Source organism: Chryseobacterium hilariae (assembly GCF_051400735.1).
Lineage (GTDB): Bacteria > Bacteroidota > Bacteroidia > Flavobacteriales > Weeksellaceae > Chryseobacterium.
The window spans coordinates 407,437-432,971 of the sequence record NZ_JBLFFJ010000001.1 but is presented as its reverse complement, the minus strand read 5'-3'; the positions used below and the strand labels follow the sequence as shown (position 1 = coordinate 432,971).

At 36.9% G+C, this 25,535-nt stretch carries 21 protein-coding genes; 6 read left to right on the top strand and 15 right to left on the bottom strand.

Features of this window, described 5'->3' with window-relative positions:
• Positions 1-50: 50 nt before the first annotated feature.
• Positions 51-1,082, bottom strand: coding sequence for a threonine aldolase family protein (locus tag ACMGDK_RS02060; protein ID WP_436806395.1), 1,032 nt, complete (start codon positions 1,080-1,082; stop codon positions 51-53).
• A gap of 85 nt (positions 1,083-1,167) precedes the next feature.
• Here ACMGDK_RS02060 and ACMGDK_RS02055 point away from each other — a divergent pair, with 85 nt between their 5' ends.
• Positions 1,168-1,821: a metal-dependent transcriptional regulator gene (locus tag ACMGDK_RS02055; protein WP_436806394.1), complete on the top strand. Its 654-nt coding sequence runs from the start codon at positions 1,168-1,170 to the stop codon at positions 1,819-1,821.
• Between the two features lie 160 nt (positions 1,822-1,981).
• Here ACMGDK_RS02055 and ACMGDK_RS02050 read toward each other — a convergent pair whose 3' ends face one another.
• The 4 genes from ACMGDK_RS02050 to ACMGDK_RS02035 all read right to left on the bottom strand — a co-directional run bounded on the left by ACMGDK_RS02050 (position 1,982) and on the right by ACMGDK_RS02035 (position 5,817).
• Positions 1,982-2,485: a hypothetical protein gene (locus ACMGDK_RS02050; RefSeq protein WP_436806393.1), complete on the bottom strand. Its 504-nt coding sequence runs from the start codon at positions 2,483-2,485 to the stop codon at positions 1,982-1,984.
• A gap of 290 nt (positions 2,486-2,775) precedes the next feature.
• A complete protein-coding gene (locus ACMGDK_RS02045) occupies positions 2,776-3,915 on the bottom strand; it encodes a hypothetical protein (RefSeq protein ID WP_111960990.1) in 1,140 nt (379 codons plus the stop codon).
• 27 nt (positions 3,916-3,942) lie between these two features.
• Entirely contained in the window at positions 3,943-4,845 is a 903-nt protein-coding gene (locus ACMGDK_RS02040; protein WP_436806392.1) for a TssN family type VI secretion system protein, read from the bottom strand.
• Between the two features lie 54 nt (positions 4,846-4,899).
• The gene (locus ACMGDK_RS02035; protein ID WP_436806391.1) at positions 4,900-5,817 is read right to left on the bottom strand and encodes a type VI secretion system baseplate subunit TssG; all 918 of its coding nucleotides are present in this window, start codon (positions 5,815-5,817) and stop codon (positions 4,900-4,902) included.
• Positions 5,818-6,214: 397 nt separating this feature from the next.
• Between ACMGDK_RS02035 and ACMGDK_RS02030 the strand changes: the two genes are divergently transcribed.
• The 5 genes from ACMGDK_RS02030 to ACMGDK_RS02010 all read left to right on the top strand — a co-directional run bounded on the left by ACMGDK_RS02030 (position 6,215) and on the right by ACMGDK_RS02010 (position 10,697).
• Complete coding sequence (locus ACMGDK_RS02030) at positions 6,215-7,006, top strand: S1/P1 nuclease (protein WP_436806390.1); 792 nt, start codon at positions 6,215-6,217, stop codon at positions 7,004-7,006.
• A 200-nt stretch (positions 7,007-7,206) separates the two neighbouring features.
• The gene (locus ACMGDK_RS02025; RefSeq protein WP_002979276.1) at positions 7,207-8,073 is read left to right on the top strand and encodes a sigma-70 family RNA polymerase sigma factor; all 867 of its coding nucleotides are present in this window, start codon (positions 7,207-7,209) and stop codon (positions 8,071-8,073) included.
• 393 nt (positions 8,074-8,466) lie between these two features.
• On the top strand, positions 8,467-9,060 hold the full coding sequence (locus tag ACMGDK_RS02020) for a hypothetical protein (RefSeq protein WP_436806389.1): 594 nt from the start codon (positions 8,467-8,469) through the stop codon (positions 9,058-9,060).
• Position 9,061: 1 nt separating this feature from the next.
• A complete protein-coding gene (locus tag ACMGDK_RS02015) occupies positions 9,062-9,559 on the top strand; it encodes a GNAT family N-acetyltransferase (protein WP_436806388.1) in 498 nt (165 codons plus the stop codon).
• Between the two features lie 19 nt (positions 9,560-9,578).
• Positions 9,579-10,697, top strand: coding sequence for an FAD-dependent monooxygenase (locus ACMGDK_RS02010; RefSeq protein ID WP_436806387.1), 1,119 nt, complete (start codon positions 9,579-9,581; stop codon positions 10,695-10,697).
• A gap of 53 nt (positions 10,698-10,750) precedes the next feature.
• Here ACMGDK_RS02010 and chrA read toward each other — a convergent pair whose 3' ends face one another.
• The 10 genes from chrA to ACMGDK_RS01960 all read right to left on the bottom strand — a co-directional run bounded on the left by chrA (position 10,751) and on the right by ACMGDK_RS01960 (position 25,428).
• A complete protein-coding gene (chrA, locus tag ACMGDK_RS02005; protein ID WP_436806386.1) occupies positions 10,751-11,875 on the bottom strand; it encodes a chromate efflux transporter in 1,125 nt (374 codons plus the stop codon).
• Positions 11,862-12,293, bottom strand: a complete 432-nt coding sequence (locus ACMGDK_RS02000; RefSeq protein ID WP_436806385.1) for a DoxX family protein — start codon at positions 12,291-12,293, stop codon at positions 11,862-11,864. Before ACMGDK_RS02000 ends, chrA begins: the two co-directional genes overlap by 14 nt.
• A 79-nt stretch (positions 12,294-12,372) precedes the next feature.
• On the bottom strand, positions 12,373-15,198 hold the full coding sequence (locus ACMGDK_RS01995; RefSeq protein ID WP_436806384.1) for a multicopper oxidase domain-containing protein: 2,826 nt from the start codon (positions 15,196-15,198) through the stop codon (positions 12,373-12,375).
• An 88-nt stretch (positions 15,199-15,286) separates the two neighbouring features.
• Positions 15,287-15,760 (bottom strand): DUF3347 domain-containing protein, encoded by a 474-nt coding sequence (locus ACMGDK_RS01990; protein WP_436806383.1) that lies wholly within the window; start codon positions 15,758-15,760, stop codon positions 15,287-15,289.
• A 115-nt stretch (positions 15,761-15,875) separates the two neighbouring features.
• Positions 15,876-16,256, bottom strand: a complete 381-nt coding sequence (locus tag ACMGDK_RS01985) for an HYC_CC_PP family protein (RefSeq protein ID WP_436806382.1) — start codon at positions 16,254-16,256, stop codon at positions 15,876-15,878.
• Between the two features lie 173 nt (positions 16,257-16,429).
• Positions 16,430-18,634 (bottom strand): TonB-dependent receptor plug domain-containing protein, encoded by a 2,205-nt coding sequence (locus ACMGDK_RS01980; protein WP_436806381.1) that lies wholly within the window; start codon positions 18,632-18,634, stop codon positions 16,430-16,432.
• Between the two features lie 44 nt (positions 18,635-18,678).
• A complete protein-coding gene (gene kdsA / locus ACMGDK_RS01975; RefSeq protein ID WP_436806380.1) occupies positions 18,679-19,488 on the bottom strand; it encodes a 3-deoxy-8-phosphooctulonate synthase in 810 nt (269 codons plus the stop codon).
• 219 nt (positions 19,489-19,707) lie between these two features.
• Entirely contained in the window at positions 19,708-20,238 is a 531-nt protein-coding gene (locus ACMGDK_RS01970) for a DUF1697 domain-containing protein (protein ID WP_436806379.1), read from the bottom strand.
• A 117-nt stretch (positions 20,239-20,355) separates the two neighbouring features.
• Positions 20,356-21,837: a DUF8728 domain-containing protein gene (locus ACMGDK_RS01965; protein WP_436806378.1), complete on the bottom strand. Its 1,482-nt coding sequence runs from the start codon at positions 21,835-21,837 to the stop codon at positions 20,356-20,358.
• A 105-nt stretch (positions 21,838-21,942) separates the two neighbouring features.
• A complete protein-coding gene (locus tag ACMGDK_RS01960; RefSeq protein WP_436806377.1) occupies positions 21,943-25,428 on the bottom strand; it encodes a protein O-mannosyl-transferase family in 3,486 nt (1,161 codons plus the stop codon).
• Positions 25,429-25,535 lie beyond the last annotated feature (107 nt).

The following is a 25,535-nucleotide window of genomic DNA, read 5'->3' as shown; positions in this document are numbered from 1 at the left end:
TCCATAATTGAAAAGGTGGCTTTGAAATTCTCAGCCACCTTTTTATTTTCCTAAAGTTCTTTTTCAATGATATCTATAAAACGTTCTACCGCTTCATCACCCGTATTCCAGGAAGTAATAAGACGAATGGCAGAAAAGTTTTCATCTGTTTTTTTCCAGACAAAAAATTCAAAATGTTCTGACAGGATTTTAATAAGATCATTACTGATGACAGGAAATATTTGATTCGTATAGGTGTCAGCAAGAAACTGTATTCCCTTTTCCTTCAGTGCATTTTTAATCTTCATCGCCTGCTGGTTGGCATGTCTTGCGAGATCAAAATACAGATCGTCTTTCATCAGTTCCATAAACTGTATGCCCAGGAGGCGTCCCTTGGCCAGCAGTGCTCCTTTCTGCTTGATATTGAATGCAAAATCCGGCTGTAAAACCTGGTTATTAATAACAATGGCTTCTCCTATCAATGCTCCGTTCTTTGTTCCGCCCAGATAAAAAATATCCGTCAGTTCCGCTACCCTTTCCAGTGTAAGATCGCTGTTCTCAGCTGTAAGTCCATGCCCTAACCTGGCCCCGTCCATAAACAGATACAGCCCGTTCTGACGGCAAAAATCCGAAAGCTCTTTCAGTTCTTCAGCCAGATAAATCGTTCCCAGTTCCGTAGAATTTGATATATACACCAGCTTTGGCATAACCTGATGTGGAATATTGCTGTGGCTTTCCAGAACCGGAATAATATCTGAGGGCTTAAGTTTCCCGTCTGCTGTTTCAATGCTTAGAACTTTGTGCCCTGTGGCTTCGATAGCTCCGGTTTCATTATTCAGAATATGGCCCGGTGCTGCAGATATTACGCATTGATATGGCCTTAGAACCGAAGAAATCACAATCAGATTCGCCTGTGTTCCACCGGAAACCAGATAAACCTCCGAATGCGGATTATTAATTTTTTCTTTGATCAGTTTTTTTGCCTGTACAGAATAATCATCTTCACCGTATCCGGCCTGCTGTTCAAAGTTAGATTTTAAAAGTGCTTGTAGAATATTCGGGTGACATCCCTCGGAATAATCGTTTTTAAAAGAAAATTTCATAGAGTAAAATTAAAAAAAGTTAAAATAACAAGGCCCGATTTTACATAATATTTTGTTAGATTTGTATTGAAAATCATCTAACATTTTGAGAACAACATTAACAGAAGAAAATTATCTGAAGGCATTGTTTCATTTAGTTGACAATGAAGGGAAAGTGACAATCAATGAGCTCAGCAAGTTTTTAAACGTAAAAATGCCGAGCGTCAATAATATGATGAAGAAGTTTGCCGACAAAAAATGGGTTGTCTATGAAACGTACAAGCCGCTGGTAGTGACAGAAAACGGAAAACGGGAAGCTGCGCTTGTAGTCCGCAAACACAGGCTTACCGAAATGTTCCTGGTAAAAAAGATGAACTTTGGCTGGGAAAATGTTCACGAGATCGCAGAACAGCTGGAGCATGTCCATTCACAGATTTTTTTCGATAAAATGGACGAAATTCTGGATCATCCTAAATTTGATCCGCACGGAGAGCCTATTCCGGATAAAGACGGAAATATTATTGCACAGGATCTGCAAAAATTAAGTGCCTGTACAGTTGGCGAAACCGTAATATTTGCTTCAGTTACTCTTTCAGATGATGGTTTTTTAAGTTATTTAAATGAAAGAAAACTCCTTCTTAATACCAGAATCAAGATCGTTAAAATCGAGGATTTTGATAAATCAATGACCATTGAGATTGGAAATTCTAAAGAAATTCTCAGTAGAAAGGCCACAGAAATAATACTGGTGAAGAAATAGTATTGTTTTTCCGATAATTTTGCCAATGCTCAATTCACCATGTATTTACAGCTTAATTTGTTTCATCATTATGAATTGTTTAAAATCCAGCTATGAAATAAAAAATTAATCAATTCCTTTCAAACCAAAGAGGGACAATAATTTACATTTAATTTGAAGACTATTTTGACATTAAAATTTCTTCTGCTTTCTTCCATAAAAGTTCTTCCATAAGTCTTTTAATTGCAGGAATATGAGGATCGTTTTCATTTTTAGATGTACTTCTGGACTTCAAATTTGTAATAACTTGTTCCAGTGGACCTTTATCTCCGTTTTTTGCATATTCACAAGCCCATTCCACAGAATATTTAAACGCCTGAAATTCATTTTCAACTTTTTTATCAAAAGAAGATAAGTTTTCAAGCTTGTCTCCTTTCATTCTATTGAACAATATGTGTCCATATTCATGTACAACAACGATTAATAATCTGTCTTCGGGAAATTCTAAATTTTTCTTAATAAAAAAATCCGGGTTTAATTCCATAACTTTACCCTTTGCACGCCCAGGCCCATGCATTTGTGCATTAAAAACAATCGGAACATCATTTTGTTCTATTGTTTCTAATTCTTTCCACATTTTCGGAAGATTCTTTTTACACTCACTTCGTATTTCTTTCTCTGTCATTACTTGCTCCTTAGATAAGCTTTGAGCACATATAAAAAAAGGAAAGCATATCATCATCGTCATAACTAAGATGATACTTTTTGATTTTAAATACATAATCTTATAATAAAAAATTTAAGCTAAAATAAAACTAAATTTATATATATCCTTTTCTTATTGTGCATTTTATATTTTTTTTGTGAGAAAAAAAATGATAAAATTGAGGTACCAAGGACCTCTTGTAATTTTGTTTCAAATAAAAAGTCCTGAAGAAATCAGGACTTTATACTATTTATAATTATAACTGCTTTTTAATCTAAAACACTCCAGCCTCTTTTCGGATTGGTGTTTGAAGAAACTTCCTGTTCGTTAACAATAATGTTTTCTTTTCTCTGACCGATATAGTCAAGCTCGCTTAATTTAGAGAAAATAATTTCCAGGCTGCGTAACATCTGCTGGATATACAATAATGGCTCTCCGCAATTATGATGGTCATAGTTAGTTTCTGCTACAATAGAAAGCTGGTTTAACAAGGTATGCGGAGCAATTTCGCTCCACTCCAGGCTGTAGTTCAGCATTTCTTCCAGCTCTGCAGGCACCAGAAGCTGCGTTGAATTGTAAAGATGAAGGGCTAATTTTGCAAATGCCTCGATCAAAAAAACAGGCGGCTGCCACGGAATAATGTTTCTGAACTGGAAATACATATCTCCAAAAGTATTCACCATAGTTGTACACAAAAATTTAACGTTCTGTGCCAATGCCGTATTTTGGTTTTTGTGAGATGCTTTCTGAATGATCTTAAAGGCGTACTGCTGCAGATTTCCTATTGATTTTGCATAACTACTATAGTAATCTATCAGAGCAGGATGGCTCTGGATAGAGGTACACGGCGGAATAAAATTAGAATCTACCTGTGCGATATTGGCTCTTAAATCTACTTTTCCGATAATAAGATAGTTTCCTCCGGAATAGCTGCTGTTTAGTGAAGTAACCGGAAGAAGCTCGATATGGTGATTCGGCTGTGCGTTTGGATGACGAGGCGGAATTTCCTCCGGGTCAATATCTCCAAAAGGTACCTTATCAAAAGGATTTACAGAGATCAGGATGTAGTAATCGCCGTCTGCCTGTTCCTCGCTCATAGATTTCGCCAGTGACTTCACGCTTACTCTTCTGTCGCTCAAATCTATACGGTAACCCGCCATGGTAATAGCGCTGCATCTTTTGATAACAAGCTGTACGTCATTGGTAGCGGTATTGTGAACATCAAATATCGTTTTGTCCGTAAATTCATTAGAAATAGGCAAAAGCCCATAATTATATGTGTTGATTCCCAGCGAGCTGGAATCTCTTATCGTGTCAATTAAAAAATTATCCTGATCATTAAGGTGTCTCTGGGAAACTTTCATCCCGTCTACCCAATTGATCGCAAAATGCTTAATAGGCTGTATCATAGTTAATACTTTTTAAATTTTCTGTGATTATGATTTTTTCAATACTCCTTCTTCCTCATGCTGGATGACTCTTTTACAGATCACTACTTCATTTTCTGAAATGTTATTGGTAGAGATATCCTGGTCGAAATCAATATATTTTCTAAAGCTGAAAAACGATTTTTTGGTGTAAAAAATCCAGTAATAAGGCTCTTTTTCTGTATCTGAAAGATGAATGATGGAATTGGGATTCTTATGATTATAATCGTCCACTACCCTATAGAACCAATCTCCGAAAGTGACTCCGGTCGGCAGCGTTTTGGCTTTGATCCTGAACCTGTTTGAATCTTCAAGTTTTTTGCTCAGTTCAACATTTAATACCATCAATCTGTCAAAATCAGCTCCTTCAAAGTCAGGCAGCTTCTGATCAGGAGAATATCTCCATGTTTTATAGATATCAAAAGGAATGCTTATAAACTGAACGTAACAGTAATAAAATACCATCGGAACAACAAAGATCAGCATGCTTGTAGCGGCCATTACGGCATAGCCTGTACCTTTGCTTATCCAGTTAAAGATCAGTGTAAATAAATATCCTCCAAAAGCAATGCACGTTAATGAAAGTATAGATTCAAACAAAATACTCATCGCTAAGGAATCAATATGCTTTCTGAAGTATTTATGCAGTAAATTAACATGAATAATACCAAAAATAAGATAAATAACCTGTGCAATAAGGTACCAGTAAGGATTAAAAAGGTTTCCTGCAAAGCCAAAAATCCCTGGCAGTGCCAGACATAAGCTGCACAGAAGAACATATATAATAATTACTTTAATTTTGATCGCAGGTTTGTTTCTTCTGATAATACCCAGAATGACCATCAAAATCACTGCGATTAAAGGCATTAGAATATACCTTAAAAAAATACCTTTTACTGAAGAAATTTCCATTAGTTTCTTTTCAAATTTATACTGTGTTGGTAGTTGTAAATATAATAAATTATTTTAGAGAAATGTAGAATATCCGAGACGGCTGGCATTTCTTTCATCGTCTTCAAGACTGAATGAATATTCTTCCTTTTCGGTAATAAAATTTTCTTCCACGTCTACCGTTACCGGAAGAAAATAATCATATAAAGCTTGCAAAATATTTCTGAACGGACTTCCGGAAATATACTTTTTCATTTCTGTATAAGGAATCGGCCCTATATTCACTACCCAGTTCCTTTGTCCGTCCATATGTTTTCCGCTGGGAATATAGGTAACCCCAAGCTTGGAATTCCCCAGCAACATGGAATCGTCATTTCGTTCTATCCTGTCTATAATATTCGGGGCAAAAGTAACTTCCACCGGTACCTTAAGAAAAGCTGTCATGCATCTTTCAAACCACCTTTTATCTCCTCTGATCTGGTGAAAAAAGGGTAAAATATAGATAAAAATATAGGCGTTCTGCTTATCAAGCATTTTTATAAGGGGCCAGAGCTCACTTACCGTATCCAAAAGACTATCCGTATCGCTTGAAATATCAAATTCAGATTCCTTAAGCAGGGAACTTATTTCCGTAAAAAAAACTTCCAGCTCGAAAGGACGGAAAAACTTCCGGGCATCCTCTTCTACCTTTTTCTGCTTACGGATCTCACGCACTACAGTATCCACATTTTTTCGGGAAGCTCCCAGAGACGGCGGATGAAACAGCCCTTCCGGAAGATAGTCATAAATACTTTCTCTATAGGTTTCTATGGTAAATACTTCCTCGTCAAATCCCAAATAACTGCTCGAAATACTTTTGATATCCTTAAGGTAAGCACGGTCATTGATCCCGATCCTTTCTATAAATATATTGCTTACCGCGCGCTGATACTTCAAAAGATTTACCGCTACGGCTTCAGCTTTGAAGTCGGTCTGCAGTTTATTGTAATACATGTCTACAATATTATTCTCATACATAGTGTTTCCTGTGATTATGACTTGTAAAGATAATATATCTCATAAGTTTGAAAAAATAATTTGGCTATAATTTTATTTTAAAAATACTAATTTATTGACATTAAAAGGAATATTACATAACAAATTCCGTAAAAATACGGTAATATCGGTTTATCAATATTTTAGATTGCAGGTTCGAAATAAAATTTTTCAGCTGATAAACAGTATTTTATGTCTGTTTTGTCGACATTTTTAACACTGTTTAGAATTTTATCCTGCATTTATTTATTTAGATTAATTTTTATTAACATTTTTTGAAACAAGAAAATGATGATAATTGATACAGGTTCGGAAACCGGAACGTATCTTTGCAGCTTGTAAAATGTTATTTATAATGAAAAGTATTTATTCTAAAATTCTGATTTTAGCATTTATTTCATCTTCACTTTATTCTTATGCATGGGGGCTTACAGGGCACCGCGTCATTGCAGAGATCGCAGAAAATCATCTGTCGGGCAAAGCAAGAAGAGAAATAAGAAAAATAATGGGTAAAGAACGTCTTGCCTATTGGGCAAACTGGCCGGATTTCATCAAATCTGATACTACAGGAGTATGGAAGCAGGCTTCATCATGGCATTACGTAAATATTGATCCTCAGGTAGATTTTAAAGCTTTTGGCCAAAACCTGAAAATACAGGCAGGTCCAAGCCTTTATACTCAGGTAAACACTTTATCCAGCCAGATCAAAGATGAAAAAACTTCTGAAAAAGACAGGAAAATTGCTCTGATATTCCTTATTCATATTATGGGAGACCTTTCCCAGCCTCTTCACGTAGGAAGAGCCGAGGATCTTGGAGGAAATAAAATCAATGTAACCTACTTCGGAGACAAAACCAATCTTCACTCTGTATGGGACGGAAAGCTGGTAGATTCACAGAAATACAGCTATACGGAATATGCCAGCCTTCTAGACATCAAATCTAAGGAAGAAGTAAAGCAGATTCAGGCCGGAACTGTAGAAGACTGGTTATATGATTCTCATAAAATAGCGAATAAAATCTACGCACAAACTCCAAACGATTCAAAATTATCATACGATTATCAGTATAAATTCAATGAGACTCTTGAAAGACAGCTTCTTTACGGTGGATTGAGACTGGCAAAACTTTTGAATGATTTGTTTTAGCAGTTGAAATTTAAATCTTAAATAATATAAGCGGGACTTCGGTTTCGCTTTTTTTGTTGGGAAAGGTAGCATAATTGATCCCTAATGTCTCTTATCTTGCCTCTATACACCTAAAATTAAAAAATAATTAAAACTGGTGTAACCTTTTTACCACTTCATACGTATAATATATAGTAACTCTTTTTTGAGGATAAAAATAGATGAGACAATTAAAAATCACTAAGCAGGTTACCAACAGGGAAACTGCTTCATTAGACAAGTATTTGCAGGAAATTGGTAAAGTGGAACTGATCACTGCGGACGAAGAAGTAGAATTGGCACAAAGAATACGTGCAGGCGACAGAGCAGCACTGGAGAAATTAATCAAAGCCAACCTTCGTTTCGTAGTTTCTGTATCTAAGCAATACCAAAATCAAGGTCTTTCTTTACCCGATTTAATTAATGAAGGTAACCTAGGGCTGATGAAGGCAGCAAAAAGGTACGATGAAACTAGAGGTTTCAAATTTATCTCTTATGCGGTATGGTGGATTCGTCAGTCAATTTTACAGGCTTTAGCTGAGCAGTCAAGAATTGTAAGGCTTCCGCTGAATAAAATCGGCTCCATCAACAAAATTAATAAGGCATACGCTCACCTTGAACAGGAAAATGAAAGACCACCTTCTCCGGAAGAACTGGCTGAAGTTCTTGATATGAGCGAGGAAGATATTAAAGAATCTATGAAAAACTCCGGAAGACACCTGTCTATGGATGCGCCTTTAGTAGAAGGTGAAGATTCTAATCTTTATGATGTATTGCGTTCAGGAGAATCTCCAAGCCCGGACAAAGATCTGATGCTTGAGTCTCTTCAGATTGAAATCGAAAGAGCATTGAATACTTTGACGCCAAGAGAGGCTGATTTAGTAAGATTGTACTTCGGGCTGAACGGGAAACACCCGATGACTTTAGAAGAAATCGGTGAAACTTTCGATCTTACAAGAGAGAGAGTACGTCAGATTAAAGAAAAAGCAATTAAGAGACTAAAACATAATACCAGAAGTAAGATCCTTAAATCTTATTTAGGTAAATAATTTTAGCGTAAAAACAAGTAACGGAGTCTGTTTTCAGGCTCCGTTTTTTTGTTTTTTATTTTAAAGAGTTGGTAAGGCAGTCTCTAAATATATAATAACTGAATCTGGAATAAGGATTAAAATCTAAACGCAATGATAAACAAAGCTTTATAAAGAAATTTAGTGGATTTTAACGTAAACAAAGCCGTTTCACACTGGAAAAATACACTTTGTTTGTCTTTGCGATAAGAATACAATTGTTTTCAGACATTTCTAATCCCAATTCAGTTCAAAAACTATTTTTATTCTTTAAATCTGAAAATAAAAATATTGATTTACATTCAATTGTAAAATACTGTAACAATTTTTACAGTATTTTCAACTAATAAGAGATAAAAAATCAATCTAAAAACTATGAAAAAAATACTTTTCGCTTCTGCTTTAGCCATATTAACAATTTCCTGTAAAGAAAATGAACCCAGAAATACTACGGCTGTAGAAAATGCCGTTGACAATGCAGAATCATCCGTTTCCAGTTCATTAAAGAGCTATCGTAAAGGAAATATGGTTGACCAGATTTATAATGAACTGATCAAAAACGATCAAAGCCTGAAAACCCTGGATAACAGGATTATAGAAATAAATGAAGAAAGCGGAAAAGTTCTGGCCGTTTATGGTGAGACCCTCCAAAAATCCGAGTCTTTTTATCTTGATGCTCATACCTATGCCGCTTCCATTAAAGATTCTCTTCTGAAACAGCAGCTGGATAAAGAGATTAAAATAAGCTCCGATCAATATGATCTTAAAATCAGTAAAGTAAAAGAACTGATCGCTAAAGTCAATACAAACAATGATAACATCAGTAATCTATATACTGCTTTCAAAATCAGAAAAACACTTCCGGAAATTGAAAAATACCAGAAGGCACATCCTCTGAAAACTGACAGTCTGGAAAATTTCATCAATAAACAGAATCAGTTGCTGAACGAACTGAAAAACTTAAAATAAAATGAATTACACCACAACATGGCTTACGGATACTACGCGGACGGAAGAACTGGTTGATTTCTTTATTGCCCATAAAACAGATTCCTATATCTCTCACGGAGAAATTATTTCAGGAAGAGCTTTGGATTCTAATCACTGGAATCCGGATCTTAAAGCAATATTGACCCATCAGCTTAATTCGGGTTTTGATGCTGATCATACGTCAAAATTGAACATCCTGATTGCTGAAAATGAAGAAGGAAAAATCATCGGAATGCTGATTTTCAACATTATTCGCGGATTTAAAAATTATGCAGTACTGGAAGATATGCTTTTAGATGAATCACTCAGAGGGCAGTCGCTCGGAAGTACATTATTGGAAAATGCTGTGAAAGAATCCAAAAACTGGAATATCAGCTTTATGATGCTGGAAAGCGGGATCAGTAATACGGGAGCACATCATTTTTTCAATAAATACGGATTTAAAAAAGTATCTGAAAACTATATTTTAAGCCTGTAAAAATAAAATCCTCATTCTGATGAACACCATTTCAATCATAGGAGCCGGAATTGGCGGACTGGCTTTGGGAAATATCCTGAAACAGCATTCATATGACTTTACCATCTTCGAAGCTGCTCCGGAAATAAAACCTGTGGGAGCCGGAATCATGATGGCCGTTAATGCTATGCAGATCTTTGACAGATTGGGATTAAAAGAAAAAATAGAAAATGCGGGAAATAAGGTTCATGGAATTTCCATAACCGATGAATCTTTAAAACCTATCACAAAAACAAGCATTCCTGCACTGGAAAAAAAATATAACTCCTGCAATGTAGCCATTCACAGAGCTGAACTGCAGAAAATACTGGCTGAAAATATCGGTAATGAATATATTAAGCTCAATCATTCTTTAAATAAGATCGAAAAGAACAGGAACTATTCTCTGTATTTTGAAAACGGAGAACAAATGGAAAGTAAAATCATTTTTGGGGCAGACGGTATAAAATCCAGGATCCGAAATCAGATTTTGAATACCGGAACTATCCGGAATGCCGGACAGAAATGCTGGCGCGGACTGGTAACACTTGATTTACCGGAACAGTTTGATCATGAAGCCATCGAAATGTGGGGAAAAGGAAAGCGCTTCGGCTTTGTGAAGATTTCAGAGAAAAAGGTATACTGGTATGCTTTGATCAATGACAATAAGCATAAACGTTATTTCGACCTGTCTGAAAATTTTAAAGAATTTCATCCTCTTGTTCCCAATATTATTGAAGCAACTTCAGAGGATAACATCATTCTCAATGATATTACAGACCTGTCTCCTATTCCATCATGGTATTCTGAAAATCTGTGCCTGATCGGAGATGCTGCCCATGCAACCACGCCAAATATGGGCCAAGGAGCCTGTCAGGCTATTGAAGATGCTTATATTATTGGAAGATTACTGGAAAGCAACAAAAATTTTAATGCTGTTTTTGAAGAATTTCAAAAGATAAGAAGGAAAAAGGTAGATTATATCGTTAATACCAGCTGGAAAATCGGAAAAATTTCGCAGTGGGAAAAAGGAAATACCTTACGTAATTTCTTTATGCGGCTGATTCCGGATAGTACCAATCAAAAATTGGCAGAAAAGATTATCCGGCTTGAAATGTAAGCCAATGGAAAAAAATAATGTGCAAATCCAGTAGGAACAGAAAGTCCTTCCTTTTACAGTAAATTCAATACATATCCCAGAGACGATCCCAATAAAACAATCCAGACACTATTGATTTTTTTGAAGCCGAAACTTAGTAATAAACATATTACTGCTATAAGAACTGCCCGCCAGTCGCTGATACTTTCTTTTGCCATCACATAGCAAACGGAAACAATTATCGCTACAGATGCAATATTCACGGCATCTAAAAATTTAGAAAATAGACTTGAATTCCGCATCACTTTTACAGTAGGATTTAATAATGCTACAAATATAAATGATGGTAAAAAAATACCTATCGTAGAAACTGCTGCTCCTGACCAGCCGTTGATCTGATATCCAATAAATGCAACTGAAGAAAATACAGGCCCCGGCGTAAACTGTCCCACCGCAATTGCATCTATGAGCTGTTGTCTTGTCAAAAAACCTTTTTCTACCAGTTCGGCATCCAAAAAGGCAAATAATACATAACCGCTCCCATATAAAATTGCGCCTATTTTAAGAAATGTCAGAAATAGACTTACATTAGCAGTTGAAAATAAATTAAAATCTGAAACCTGTAATATACCAAGAGGTAAAAATGAACTGATCGTTTTCCTGTTTGACAGCAATGATAATCCCATAGCTAATAATCCGGCACCAAATAACAGCAATATTTCATTGACACCCACTAAAGCCAATATCAGTACTGCTCCACCAATGACCCCAAGCTGTATATTTTTTAATGATTTTTTTGCCAGCGGTAAAATGGCTATCAGAATAATTGAAATAATAGCAGGCTTAATCCCATAAATAAATGGCTGAACCTCTGGAAGCTGCCCATATTCTTTATAAAGCCATGCAAAAAATAACGTAATAATTACGGCCGGAAATATAAAGCATAATCCTGCCACAACCAAACCTCTCCAACCCGCTCTGTCCTGCCCGATATGCATTGCCATTTCGGTACTGTTAGGCCCCGGAATAAGATTTGTAGCTCCCATCAGATCCAGGAAATGCTCTTCACTCATCCATTTTCGTTTAGCCACCACTTCCTGCTGCATCATAGCTATATGGGCTGCCGGACCACCAAATGCAGTAACTCCCAAAGTAATAAAAACACGGGCAAGTGCCTTCAGTTCATTATTTCTGTTCACGGCTTATCAAATTTTTATCTATTGAAAAATTACCACTTCCAAAATACAGTAAAAAGATCAGAAGCATCGTCATTGCAAAATCTGTTCTGTATTCATGGGCAAACACCCAAAAGCCTTTATTCAGTAAAGTTGGGATTTTCGTTGTAACAAAAGCCACGATCATAATAATTAATAAAGGAAGAGCAGCCAATCTGGAAATAAAACCTACGAGCAATAAAGTTCCACATACAATTTCTACCGAGCCTACCACAGATGCCCAAAGCTCAGGGTTTTGAAAACCTATTTCTGCAAATCTTGCTGCACCTACACTTTCGGGATTTATAAATTTCTGTAATCCTTCTGACAGGAAAATTAATCCGGCTGTTAAACGTAAAATGAATAACGGAAGCGGTTTTGTCTGAATAATCCTGTTGATCATGAGTAGCTCATTTTATACAAAAATATGTTATATTTTGAATATGAAAATAAAAAAGGAACCCAAATTGGGTTCCTTTTATCTAATAAGTCAGGGTAATTCCGGCTCCCCAGCCCATTTCATTATCATAATTGCCTGAAACTGAAACCCATTTCTGTACAATATATCTCAGTCCGGTTGAGAATTCTCCGTCAGAATTGAGGCTAAAATTTCCTCTTATCCTTCTGGATATCGGAATATCTTCCCGGCTTAGTTCCAATAATACTTTTCCATTTTGGTCCACGCTTGCATCTGCTGTAATGAGCATGGGTAAAAGATACTGTACCCCGACCATAAAAGCATATTTGTCTTTTGAAGCTTTCTGCTGTCCAAACCACGATTTTTTTCCGTGAAATTCCATTCCCATATCTTCCGCCATCTGCCTTTCCATAATTTCATGATTTTTCTGAATCCTGAATCCTGCATATGGAAGCGCCCACTGGAATTTCCCAAGGAATCTTCCGACTTTCACATTACCTTCAAAATGATCAAAATCCCAGTTGGAATGAAATTCGTTCAGGTTAGCCCATCTCGGTCCGAACATCGTCATCGTTTCCGCATGTACTTTATTGCTCGCAATATCCAGCATTGCCATAGAGCTTATCATTTTGTTGTCCTTCAGAAAATTTTTCCAGGCCAGTTTTTTATCCGGCAGCTGTGGATTAGGTTTTGAATTTTCATAACTGAATATTCTTCCCATTCCGGCCATCATATGGTATAAAATATGGCAGTGGAAAAACCAGTCGCCATCCTGGTTGGCCGCAAATTCAATTGTGCTGGTTTCCATCGGCATTATATCTACTACATTTTTCAGGGGAGAATATTCTCCTTTTGAATTGATCAGTCTGAAATCATGACCGTGAAGGTGCATCGGGTGGCGCATCATTGAATTATTATACATGGTAATTCTCAGGATTTCCCCTTTTTTAACTAAAATCTTATCTGTTTCCGTAACCGTTTTATTGTCTAAAGTCCACAGATAATGATTCATATTTCCTTCTAATGTAAACTTCAGCGCTCTTACATTTTCGCCCGGAAGAATAGTTTTTTCAGGAGATTTTAGGAGGTTGTATGAAAGTCTTTTAATTGATTTTTCTTCCTTCATATCCATTCCTGCATGATTTTCGTGCCCGGTGGCTGAGGCTCCCGAAGCCACCATCGAATGATCTTCCTTTTTACCTTTATCATCTTCTTTGGTTTTTACTCCCATCATTTCATTCATATGCTTCATCGTCATTTTTCTCTGACTTTCGGGAAGTTCGGGATACATCACTTCATTCATATCCATCATCTGATTGCCCATCGTCATATTCATCGGCTTCATATTCCCGCTCATTTCCATCATTCCGTTCATCATTTTCATTCCTTCAAAAAGCATCAGCCTCGGCAGATTAGGCGCTTCTACTTTTTCGCCGGAACCCAGCCACAGCGAAGCGTGTCCTACCCTGTCTTCTGATGTGGAACGGAATTCAAAACTTTTGTTTTCAGGAATGGTTACCTCAATATCATAAGTTTCTGAAACTCCAATGATAAGCCGGTCAACTTCTACCGGAACCACATCATTTCCATCATTTCCCACTACTTTTATTTTTCCGCCTCCGTAATTCAGCCAGAAGTATGTGGATGATCCTCCGTTGGCGACTCTTAATCTCACTTTATCACCGGCTTTCAGGTTAGAATAGTCGGAGCTTGGAAGTCCGTTGATCAGGAATTTATCATAATAAACATCACTCACATCCATAGCTTCCATCCTTTTCCATTCATTCAAAGCTTTTGTCCCAAAGTTCCCTGATTTAATGGCTTCCCAATAACTCTGTACTGCATTTTTCTTAATAGCATACCAGTCTGTATTAGCCATATGAAGTCTTCTTGCAATCTGCATAGGATCTTCATCGCTCCAATCTCCTAATAGTACAGGGATTTCTTTGGTATAAGACGGTTTAGGCTCTCCTTCTCTTTTATTGAATACCAGAATTCCGTTCATCCCGATCTGTTCCTGCAAAGCTTCATGGGAATGATACCAATACGTTCCGTTTTGAGAGACTCTGAATTTATATAAATGAGTTTCTCCAGGTGTTACAGGTTTTGTGGTAAGGTATGGAACCCCATCATGCTCATTGGGAAGAATCACCCCGTGCCAGTGAAGCCCTGTATTTTCCTTAAGCATATTGTGAAGATAAATCTCCGCTGTATCTCCTTCAGTGAAATATAAGGTCGGAGCCTGCAGCTTTCCGTTGATCGCAATCGCTCTACGGTTTTTTCCTGTAAAGTTCACGATTGTATCTTTTACATACAGATCATATCTCACTGTTTTTCCACCAAATGTCACTTTTCCGTTTTCAGAATTTCTTTTGAATACAGACTGATCTGTTTTCGGTTCTTCTGTAGCTGTATGTTGGTGATTTTCTTTCTCTACCAATTCCATCCCGCATTTTGGACACCTTCCGGGTTTATCTGAAGTGACTTCGGGATGCATCGGACAAGTGTACACAGCAGCAGACTGAGATTCAGCAGGTCTTGCCTGAACATGAGATTTCGTTTTAGTTTTATCTATTCTATTCTCTTTAGCTTTTGGCTTTTGAACAGTCTTAGTTTTAGCTTCAGTCTTTATTTTGGATTTATTGGTATTGGTTTTAGCTTCCGTTGCTTTTTGAACTGTTTTGGGCACAAGTTTGGGTTGTGGCTGCACCGTAGCTTTTGGTTTCACCACAACTGTTTTCTTTACCAGCGTCATTTTGCACTTCGGACAGTCTCCAGGTTTGGACGATACTACCTCAGGATGCATAGGACAGGTATAATAGGTTTTCGTTGTTTGCGCAAAAGTAAAAACAGAGAACAAAAGCACCAGAAATATGATCAGTTTTTTCATAATATTCCGAACTTTTAAAAGATACACAGCTTAAAGTTAATTATAATTCATTCTATGTAACTTATTGTTTTAAAATTAAATACAATAATTAATTTAATTCTGACTTTACACTTCCGCAAGAAAGCATAGATTTTCCGTAGTATGGATTAACGATTTGTTTTTCATCGCTTAGCCAGCTGGAATCAGCCATTGGGCAATATTGTACGTAAACCGGTTTTTCTGAAAGTTTAAATTCTTTTGTCAAAGCGATCATATTCTCAGAAAGATTGGAAAAGGTTTCTCTCTGGGCTGTAATATTCCGCGCATCGGAAATCACTGTAGCATCCTTTCTCAAAATATTAAGGTTGCCTTCTGAAACCAATTTGTAGTCTACAGTTGAAGCTGTCTTGATAAACTCTGCAGCGGCTTTTGAGGTTTTATCTGCATCATCAGAAGCTAAAGCTGATTTAATGGCAATGTAGTTCTGATACAGTTTTGTAACCTGAGCGTCTTTTTTAGACTGTGCAGAAAGTGAAATGATTGAAAATAAGGATAATGCTGCTGTAATGATATATTTTTTCATTGTTTTAAATTTTAGAATTAATTTTTAATAGAGAATAATTGAAACGCATCATGCGTCGAGCCGTGTTGCCCGCAAAGGTATGATCACCTGATTCACACCAGACAACAGACGGATCTTAAATTCTAAAATGACAATGATTGATATAGATGGGAACCGGCCTGTACTCAGGTGGCCCATTGATTCTTATCTGGGTAAATTTAGTAGCTGAAAAAGACCTGTCAATAAAGAAAAACTGGTGTTGTGATAAATTCGGAGCAATCGGACTTAAAAAATTAATCATCAGCAGATCAGATTTCTGGGAATCATCTACTTTTACGACCTTAATTTCAGTCTTACAGCATCCTTTTTTTTCTTTGACACCACATTTGCCACAAATATCTGAGGTTTTCTGGCTTACGGAAACAAATTCCTCCATACAAAAATGTACACTGAAAGCTGCTCCGGAAGAGAATCCAAAGTAAAAAACAGAGAATAATATGGCAAGAATCTTTTTCATTGTAAGACAAAGGTAAAAATATCCAGGAAACTGCTGTTATAAATTTCTGTATACTTGTTATAAAATTCTGCTTAATGAAAAAGCTTCTGAATATTCAGAAGCCTTATTTATTTTTACTCTCACTGATTTTGCAGATTGAGCTAATTTCTAACTTATAAAATCTAACCTCTATTCTACAATTTGAATTCAAGTTTTACATTAAAGAACCGTCCTGTAAGACGCACCGGAACCGGATACATTATGCTTGAGTTGTAATCTGTGACCCATTGATTGGCCACGGTATTGTTGATATTAAATGCATTAAACACCTGAACTCCCAATGTTAATTCTTCAAAATTGCCCCAGAAACCGTAACGCTTTTTCTTGTCTTTAGAATCAATAAATACTTTTGAAAGTCCTAAATCCACTCTTTTATAAGCCGGCAGCGTTTTCTGATACTGGTAAGGATCTGTAAAAACAGGTGCTCCGTTTGGAAGTCCCATAGCGTATACCAAAGTAAGGTTGACACGCATCGATGGAAATTTTGGCATATAATCCTGATAGAACACTGCAAATCTGAATCTCTGATCGGTAGGTCTAGAAATATTTCCTCTTCCGTCAATATTTTCGTATACCCTAGCATAACTTGCAGACAGCCATGAATCTACACCCGGAACAAATTCCCCGAATAGCCTGGTATCAATTCCATAGGCATATCCTGAAGCATTATTTTTTCCTGAATAGCGGATTCTTACATTATCCATATAATAAGGAATCAGATTATCCATTTTTTTATAATAAGCTTCTGTAGTCAGCTTAAATGGCCGGTCATACATATAGAACTCATAGTCGTTGGCAAGAATTAACTGCATGGAACGCTGAGATTTTATATCGGAATTGAAGTTTCCGTCAAGATCTTTGATCTCTTTGTAGAAAGGGGCCTGGTAATAGATTCCTCCGGAAAGCTTGAAAAGCATATCCGTATCCCAATCTGGTTTTATGGCAAACTGGAATCTCGGTGAAAAGATTGTTTCTTTATTGAAGCTCCAGTTTGAGACTCTGGCTCCGGCATTCAAGAATACCTTGCTGGCTCCCCAGTAAAACTTCTGAGAATACTGCGCATAGGCAGAAAGCCTTGAAGGTTCTATCTTATTTTTGCCTGCGATCTGGTAAAACAGCTCAAGATCTCCAGATTCTCCTGTCCGGGGATCATCAATAGGACGCGGAATACTATATCCTGCGGCATCTACCAACTTCCATTCGTTGGTATTATCATTCAGGTTTTCTTTTTCGTATTTAAATCCGACTTCTATATCTGTATTAATATTGGGAGAAAACTTTGCTCTGAACTGGGTTCCGTAAGTTCTTACAAATAAGTCATTCCTTGCATGCTCAATCTGCCCGCCGCCATCAAAAGAAGGAATAGGCGCTCCTGTCACAAAATCAAAAGTCTGGATCTCATAGCTTGAAGCAATAGAATAATATTCTTTTTCTCTGTTCTGATAGGCAAAGCTGTCCAATGTAAACTTCCATTGGTCCGAAGGCTTATAATTCAGGGAAAAAGTTCCCATCATATTTTTGTACATATCCTGTTCCCGTCCACCATAGCCAATATTTACAGTAATTGGCTGCTTAAGGCTTCCAAAAGTTACACTTTTGGCTTTCGGAATCATTTCATAATCGTTCTTAGAGTAATATCCAATGAATGACATGGAGAACTTATCGTTGAGATGATAATTGATATATGACTGGAAATCCCAATAGGTAGGGTTAAAATCCGTATCCTCGTTCAGTGTATTCAGAACTAAATTGGTATTTCTGTATCTTCCTGAAAATAAAGCAGTCAGTTTTTTATTCTTTGATGCCAAACCAGCTGTTAGCCGTCCGCCAATCAAACTTGCTTCTCCGGAAAGTTCAAATTTTTCAGGCTCACGGTAGTAAATATTCAGTGCTGAAGACATTTTATCGCCATATTTCGGCTCAAATCCTCCGGCAGAGAAATTGACAGTCGAAACCATATCAGGATTGATGATACTCATCCCTTCCTGCTGTGAATTTCTGATCAGAAAAGGCCTGTAGATCTCAATATCATTGATGTAAATAAGGTTTTCATCATAGTTTCCACCTCGTACCATATATTGTGAAGAGAGCTCGGTATTGGAGTTTACGGAAGGCAATGTTTTAAGAAGACCTTCAATTCCTCCACCTATGGTAGCGATTCCTTTTGCATCTTTTGCAGAGATTTTTACATTGGTAATGTCATTTGTTTTCCCGATCACTTTTTTCTGGAAAACGACTTCCTCAATATCGGTTACTCTATCCGCAGTATCTTTTTTTCTGTTTTGAGAGAAAATCAGCACGGGAACCATAAGGCTTAGTGGTAAAACTAGTTTTTTCAAAAGAAATATTTTAAGAATTTCTAAAAATAGGGATTTTTTAACAATTACAAAATTGATTCTCTAATTCTTGTCAATTTCTGTAACAAATCTTCTAATAAATCTAATCTTAACATGTTGGCTCCGTCTGACAAAGCGGTTTCAGGTGTAGGATGGGTCTCAATAAAGATTCCGTCTGCTCCTACAGCAATTCCTGCTTTGGCTACTGTTTCTATAAGATCCGGTCTTCCGCCTGTAACTCCGGAACTCTGATTAGGCTGCTGCAGGGAATGGGTAACGTCCAGAATAACCGGCGCATACTGTCTCATTGTAGGAATCCCTCTGTAGTCTACGATCAGGTCCGTATATCCGAAAGAATTTCCTCTTTCAATAATAGCCACTTTCTGGTTATTGGAATCTGTAATTTTCTGAACGGCAAATTTCATAGATTCAGGAGAAAGGAACTGTCCTTTTTTCAGGCTTACACATTTTCCGGTTGCAGCCGCAGCTACCAAAAGATCGGTCTGACGTACTAAAAACGCAGGAATCTGAAGGACATCAACGTATTGTGCAGCCAGTGCAGCGTGCTCATTTTCGTGGATATCCGTTGTGGTAGGAATATTAAAAGTCTCTCCCACTTTTCTAAGAATTTCCAGGGATTTTTCTTCACCAATGGTCGTAAAAGAATCTACACGGCTTCTGTTTGCTTTTTTAAAGCTTCCTTTGAAAATATAAGGGATATTGTATTTATCTGTTAAGCTGATTACTTTTTCTGCTATTCTCAATGCCATATCTTCGCCTTCAATAATGCATGGACCGGCAATAAGGAAAAAGTTTTTTGAATCTTTATGGTGGATATTATCTAAATACTGGATCATTTTATGTAAAATTAAAAAGTTCAGTAAAAATACTTATAAAGTTTCAGAATCGGAAATTATTTGAGTGGAGATGTAAGATTATAGATTCAGGGTTTAGGGTTTAGGGTTTAGGGTTTAGGGTTTAGGGTTTAGGGTTTAGGGTTTAGGGAATGTAGAAAAGTTTTAAAAAGCGATTTGTGAAATTTATAAGATCTCCCGCATATTTTACAGATGCGCAGATTATGAATTCATTTTTTTCAGAATCTTTTCAAAAGTATTGATATTGCGGCTGGTGAACTGATCTTTAAGGCTTTTCTTGCCCAGAACCTTACCAAAAGAAGAATCTAAAGTGTTTCCTTTCGGAACCTGCCAGTAAAATATTTTGTCAACGATCTCAGCTTTTTCGTTTTCAGCTTTGGAAGCAGCTTCAAATTCCGCATTCAAAACATTTTCTATTCCGGGATTTCCTACAAAGGCATAAATATGCAGATCATCTTTTTTCTCAAAAGGAATGCTGTTCCAGAAAACTTCAGTTTCTTCCTGTGATTTTATGAATAAGAAAGCTTCGTAAGAAAAATGATCAGACATTGCTTTTTCTAAAATTTTCTTTAAATCCACGGCATTTTTATCAGAAGTGAACACAATATTTCCGGAAGCCAGTACCGAACCTACATCCTGCATTCCGGCGTCTTTAAAAACCTGGCATACATCCGCCATTTTCATATTGGTTCCTTTTACGTTGACACCACGAAGAAAAGCACAGTATTTCATATTTTAGGGATTAGATAACAGGTATGAGGTTACAGGGTTTTAGTATATAAATGTGTACTTCTTCCCTCTTTTCCATCAATCTTTAAAATCTTTAAAATCTTTAAATTATTCAATCTTTTAATCATTCTTAATATATAAATTATAATCCGTTCCGGATGGCTTAAGGTGATAAATTTTTTCCAGGATAGGGTTATCGCTTTTCAGATTATCTTTTATTCTGAATTCTTTCATCAGTTTATAATGTGTTTGATAATACACAGAATCATTTCCTTTAAATAAATTCTTATAGGAAAGAAGATATTTTGGCTTCCTGCTTTTTACAGTATTAATCCAGTAATGAACTTTGTCTTTTTTTATTTCCGTCTGGATCTGCTTATCTACCAATCCTACTTCATCAATCGTTTTTAATCCTGAAAAATAAGGTACATAACCTGCAGGTTCCAAAAGAATCCACTGATTTTTATCTTTTTCGAAGGTATCCAAAAACAGTCCGATCTCTCTTCGGTAATTCCATTCTCCGTGTCCTGTCGCAATGGCATGCATGGTTTGGAAAGCCAGCATTGGAACTACATAAAATACAACTAATAAGGATAACCATACATTTTTCTTCTCTTTTTGCTCCAAAACAAAAATAAGGATGGGAACAAAAAGCAGAAGCTGAGGCACCCAGTAATACCAATCGAATAAGCTTTTTTGAGAGATGAAAATAATTTGTTTTACCCATCCGAAAATAAAAATTATCCATAGAAAATAATTTCTCTTTTCTCTCTGTCTTACAAGATAAATAAAGCACAGCAGCTCAAAGATCAGTATGATGATGGTAACGGGATTGAAGTTTCCGGGAAGTTTCAGCATTCCCCAAAAATTCCCAAAGCTTTCCAGAAAATAGTTGATATGCTGCACAAAAGTGAAGTTCTGTTCATACAGAAGCTTTTTGGCCACAATGGTATTATTAACCAGCTCTCCAAAATACAGCCAGTTAAAAGACAATACGGATAAAACACCTAACAATCCTCCAAAGACATATTGCCATCTGCTTTTTCTGTTCCAAAAAATATCAACAAGAAACACAATGCCTAAAAAGATCACCGTATCAATTCTTGTAAACATAATTAAAATCGGTAAGAGAAGCAGTGCCCATCTTTTGTTTTTGCTGAAACCGTAATACAGAAGTGCCATTTCCAGAAAGAAAAGTAACCCGTACTCCATTCCAAGGATAGAAATTTTAATGGAGGGCGGCAATATTCCGATTAAAAATATAAAAATAGCTTTATGCCACGGATTTTTAAGAGTCAGATGCGCAAGAAGCAAGGTTCCTATGGTAAAAAGTATGGAATTGAAGGTCAGCAGGGGTTCAATAAAATATTCTTTTCCTAAGATCAGATTGAAAAGATAGGACACGAAAACATACAGATGTGTGGTAGAAGCTGAAATTTTGGTTTCTCCGTTGAAACCTATTACTCCATAATCTAAGAGGTTCTGGGCAACTCTCCAGGTAATGAATGCATCTTCCTGAATATAGTGAGTCAATAAAAAGAGAAGTTTAAAAACAACCGTAAAAATCACGGCATAGATTGGGAGTCTATTATTTTGAGCCATCACGCATTTTTAGTATCACAAATATAATCTTAAATTTATGAATCCAATAACAAAAAAAACGGAACTAAAAAGTCCCGTTTTTTTTAATATTTTTATTAATATTTTTTATTGTGTTGCTTTAATGATCGCGGTAGTGATCTGATCCTCCTTCTCTTTTGAATACGTAGAATCAAAAGGTTGCATCACATCAAATAAATATTGATAGAAAGGAGTGATCTTCTGTACATTTTCAGATTCTTTCATTGCCTTTTCTTTACCCATCTGCTGAAGCTCTTTGATGAAAACATTGAACTTCTTATCGATAGGTTCTATAGATTTCACGAGGTAAGCATATGCCTTTTCATTCTGTCCCAACTTTTTATAAGCATCTGTAACAGCGGCTACCACAAGAGAATATTCCATTGGTTTGGATCTCATCTGTCTTCTTGCAAAGTTCTGATCAGCCCGTGAAAGACTCAGATAATAATCGTATTCTTCAAAAATACCTTTTTTCAGGATTTCTGCCAGCTGAAGGCCTTTCTTCTCCTGTCCTGCAATGATATATCCTGTGACCATAGAGCTTAATGAACGCGGATCGTTAAATTTCTCAGCTGGAATTTCTTTTGAAGCCAGGTCCAATAATTCTACGGCTTTAGCCTTCTGCCCCTTTAAAGCCAATGCCGAAGCGGCTCTGCTTGCTGACATTCTATAGCTCATAATATTTGAAGTAGCAGTTTCATCAAAATGAGTATTCAGATCTTTAAAATTTCCCCATCTGAAGTTTTTTACAACATTGTAAAGGGAGTTGACATCTACTCTTCCCATATCTCCGTCTTCATTTGGAGCGGTATGGATAGGAACCAGCCTGTAGCTGAAACCGTCAAACTGAAGATACTCATCAAGATAAAAGATATTCTCGCTGTCGTAAATTCCCCCTGATGAGAAGTTGATTGGACGCTTCCAATCGAAATTCGCCAGCATATCCAGCATGATCAGGTTGTTTTTATAAAGCGTGTTTCCTTTATAAGTGATCATAATCTGATTTACTACATCCGGAAGATCTGCCTGGGTGATGATTCCTGCTTTTAAAGCATTTTCTTTATTAACAGGAAGAATGAATTTGTTCACTGGAAGAATATTATACTTCTCAAATTTTTCTTCACCAAAATACATTTTCAAAAGCTCATCCTTTTCAGGAGATTTGAATTTGATAAAATCAACAGCCTCTTTAAGGGTCAGTGAATCCTGCGTAAGGTATTTTCTGAAAGCTCCAAACTGAGTATCCGGAACACCCTGTTCTTTCAGCATAGAGAAAACGCCTTCCCAGTCTTCTTTCTTCATCATATAGATCTGGTCATTCACTCCGTCTCTGTAATCTTCATGAGTCAGCTCGCTCGGAATTCCTGCTGCATTATATGTTTTTCTCTTTACCTGATCTAGGTTCCACGGAGTTGAAGCAAGGGTAAAATTAACCACCTTCACATCATCTCTGAACCTTTCCGTCTCCTGGATAGCCCATACAGGGTATGTATCATTATCTCCGTAAACGAACAAAATATCGTTCTTCGGAAGTGACTTTAATACTGAATAAGCATAATCATAAGCTGTATATCTATTACTTCTGTCATGGACGTTGTAATTCTGGAATCCCATCATAAAAGGTACACCTAATAAAACTACTCCCAAAGCAATGTTTGCTCCGTTTGATTTTATCTTAGACTGGATAAACCATAAAATAGCTCCAGCTCCAAGGCCGATCCAGATCGCAAATGCATAGAATGAGCCTACCATCGCATAATCTCTTTCTCTTGGTTCGAATGGCTTCACGCCTGTGTAGAAAATAATTCCGACACTTGTTAGAACAAATAATGAAAGCAGTGCATAGAATCTTCCAAAGTCCCTGTTAAACTGGAAAAAGAAACCGATCAATCCTAAGATTAAGGGTAAAAAGAAGAATTTAACCGTGCTTTCATTCTTGAATTTTGCAGGCATTTTATCCTGGTTCCCAAGTAAGGCATTGTCTATAAAAGGAATTCCGGAGATCCAGTTTCCTCTTGTATTCTCCATTTTGCCTTCAAGATCATTCTGCCTTCCCACGAAGTTCCACATCAGGTATCTTACAAAGTAATACCCGTTCTGGAAGGTAATGAAATAATCCATATTCTGAGCCAGTGAAGGCTTCTGAACATTGATCAGGTTATAAGGTTTTACTTTCAGGTAATCAGCTGCCGTAATGGATTTGTCTTCATATTTTGCTCTCAGCTCATCAAAGATCTGTTTAGCCTGTGGATTGTCTGCCACTTCTTCATTGGCATAATTGAAGGTGAAATCAGGAGCTCCGTACATAGAAATGTAGTTTGCCATTACGTCTTTATCTTCATTAAACATTCTCGGCATTAAGCTGATCTGAGACTGACTGAATGTATAATTGAACCGGTCACCGGTTTTTCTGTAGGTTCCGGTTTTTTCATCTTTTTCATAGATTTCTCCGGTTTTTTTGGTCTTGAAGCTGCCGTCCTCATTTTTCTCAATCCCGTTCGCATCAAGGAAAGCAGTATAATTTTGACCGTAGATAGTTGGCCAGTCACCATACTGTTCTCTGTTATAATAATCCAGCATACCAATGGCAGTATCAGGATCATTAAGGTTCATCGGAGGATTGGCATTGGCTCTGATAGGAATCACCATCCAGCATGAGAAACCAATAATCATGAAAACTATTGACAATGCAGCAGTCTGATATATATTTTTCTTGGCTTTTCTGGCATATTTAATCAGGAGATAAGATATTACAACCATCAGAAGAAATGCTACTATCGTTCCTGAATGGAAAGGTAGTCCAAGCCCGTTGACAAAAAATATTTCCAGTCTTCCGAACATGGTCATGATCAATGGGAAGATAATTTTGAAAACAATGATCAGAATTCCCAGTGTGATCGCATTGGCCCAGATAAAATTCTTCCAGGTAAATTTGTAGTTTCTTGCATAATACACCAGGCAAACAGCCGGTACTGCCAACATCCCCATCATATGTACTCCTACAGAAAGCCCCAGTACAAAGAAAATAAGGATGATCCATCTTTCGCTGTCTTTCGCAAGGTATTCGTTTTCCCATTTGGTAATTAGCCATACCAGCAGGGCAATAAACAGGGAAGCCATGGAATACACCTCTCCTTCTACGGCAGAAAACCAGAAAGTATCTGAAAAGGTAAAGCATAATGCGCCTACCGCTCCTGCAAAAAGAATGGAGATTTCCTGGTGTTTTGTAATTTCATCAAAGTCTTTGTTCAAAAGCCTTCTTACAAAATGGGTAATCGTCCAGAATAAGAATAAAATCGTCAATGCACTGAACAATGCAGACATCGCATTGATTACGATTGAATAATTTTCACCTTTCCCTAAAGCAAAAATGGCTGCCACGGCACCCACAATCTGGAATAAGGCCGCTCCGGGAGCATGCGTTACTTCAAGTTTTACAGCTGAGGAAATGTACTCGCCGCAGTCCCAGAAACTGAAATTGGGTTCTATGGTCGACAAGTACGTGAAAAATGCAATGACGAAAATCACCCATCCTAAAACGGTGTTCCATTGCCTAAAAGTCCAATTTTTCATAGTATTAAATCAATTACGCGAAAATAAGGCTTTTATACCATTCTGTGGTGTTTTTAACAAAATTTAAAAATTTTGGCGTGGTATTTGTGATTGTACTTCAGCTAAGA

Coding starts and splice junctions, on each gene's coding strand:
- ACMGDK_RS02050 (WP_436806393.1), bottom strand. CDS start 2,485: ATGACAGAGAAAGAAATACGAAGTGAGTGTAAAAAGAATCTTCCGAAA.
- ACMGDK_RS01985 (WP_436806382.1), bottom strand. CDS start 16,256: ATGAAAAAGATTCTTGCCATATTATTCTCTGTTTTTTACTTTGGATTC.
- ACMGDK_RS01960 (WP_436806377.1), bottom strand. CDS start 25,428: ATGAAAAATTGGACTTTTAGGCAATGGAACACCGTTTTAGGATGGGTG.
- ACMGDK_RS02010 (WP_436806387.1), top strand. CDS start 9,579: ATGAACACCATTTCAATCATAGGAGCCGGAATTGGCGGACTGGCTTTG.
- ACMGDK_RS01995 (WP_436806384.1), bottom strand. CDS start 15,198: ATGAAAAAACTGATCATATTTCTGGTGCTTTTGTTCTCTGTTTTTACT.
- ACMGDK_RS02045 (WP_111960990.1), bottom strand. CDS start 3,915: ATGATACAGCCTATTAAGCATTTTGCGATCAATTGGGTAGACGGGATG.
- ACMGDK_RS02030 (WP_436806390.1), top strand. CDS start 6,215: ATGAAAAGTATTTATTCTAAAATTCTGATTTTAGCATTTATTTCATCT.
- ACMGDK_RS02060 (WP_436806395.1), bottom strand. CDS start 1,082: ATGAAATTTTCTTTTAAAAACGATTATTCCGAGGGATGTCACCCGAAT.
- ACMGDK_RS02040 (WP_436806392.1), bottom strand. CDS start 4,845: ATGGAAATTTCTTCAGTAAAAGGTATTTTTTTAAGGTATATTCTAATG.
- kdsA (WP_436806380.1), bottom strand. CDS start 19,488: ATGATCCAGTATTTAGATAATATCCACCATAAAGATTCAAAAAACTTT.
- ACMGDK_RS01970 (WP_436806379.1), bottom strand. CDS start 20,238: ATGAAATACTGTGCTTTTCTTCGTGGTGTCAACGTAAAAGGAACCAAT.
- ACMGDK_RS02035 (WP_436806391.1), bottom strand. CDS start 5,817: ATGTATTACAATAAACTGCAGACCGACTTCAAAGCTGAAGCCGTAGCG.
- ACMGDK_RS02020 (WP_436806389.1), top strand. CDS start 8,467: ATGAAAAAAATACTTTTCGCTTCTGCTTTAGCCATATTAACAATTTCC.
- ACMGDK_RS02000 (WP_436806385.1), bottom strand. CDS start 12,293: ATGATCAACAGGATTATTCAGACAAAACCGCTTCCGTTATTCATTTTA.
- ACMGDK_RS01965 (WP_436806378.1), bottom strand. CDS start 21,837: ATGGCTCAAAATAATAGACTCCCAATCTATGCCGTGATTTTTACGGTT.
- ACMGDK_RS01990 (WP_436806383.1), bottom strand. CDS start 15,760: ATGAAAAAATATATCATTACAGCAGCATTATCCTTATTTTCAATCATT.
- ACMGDK_RS02015 (WP_436806388.1), top strand. CDS start 9,062: ATGAATTACACCACAACATGGCTTACGGATACTACGCGGACGGAAGAA.
- ACMGDK_RS02025 (WP_002979276.1), top strand. CDS start 7,207: ATGAGACAATTAAAAATCACTAAGCAGGTTACCAACAGGGAAACTGCT.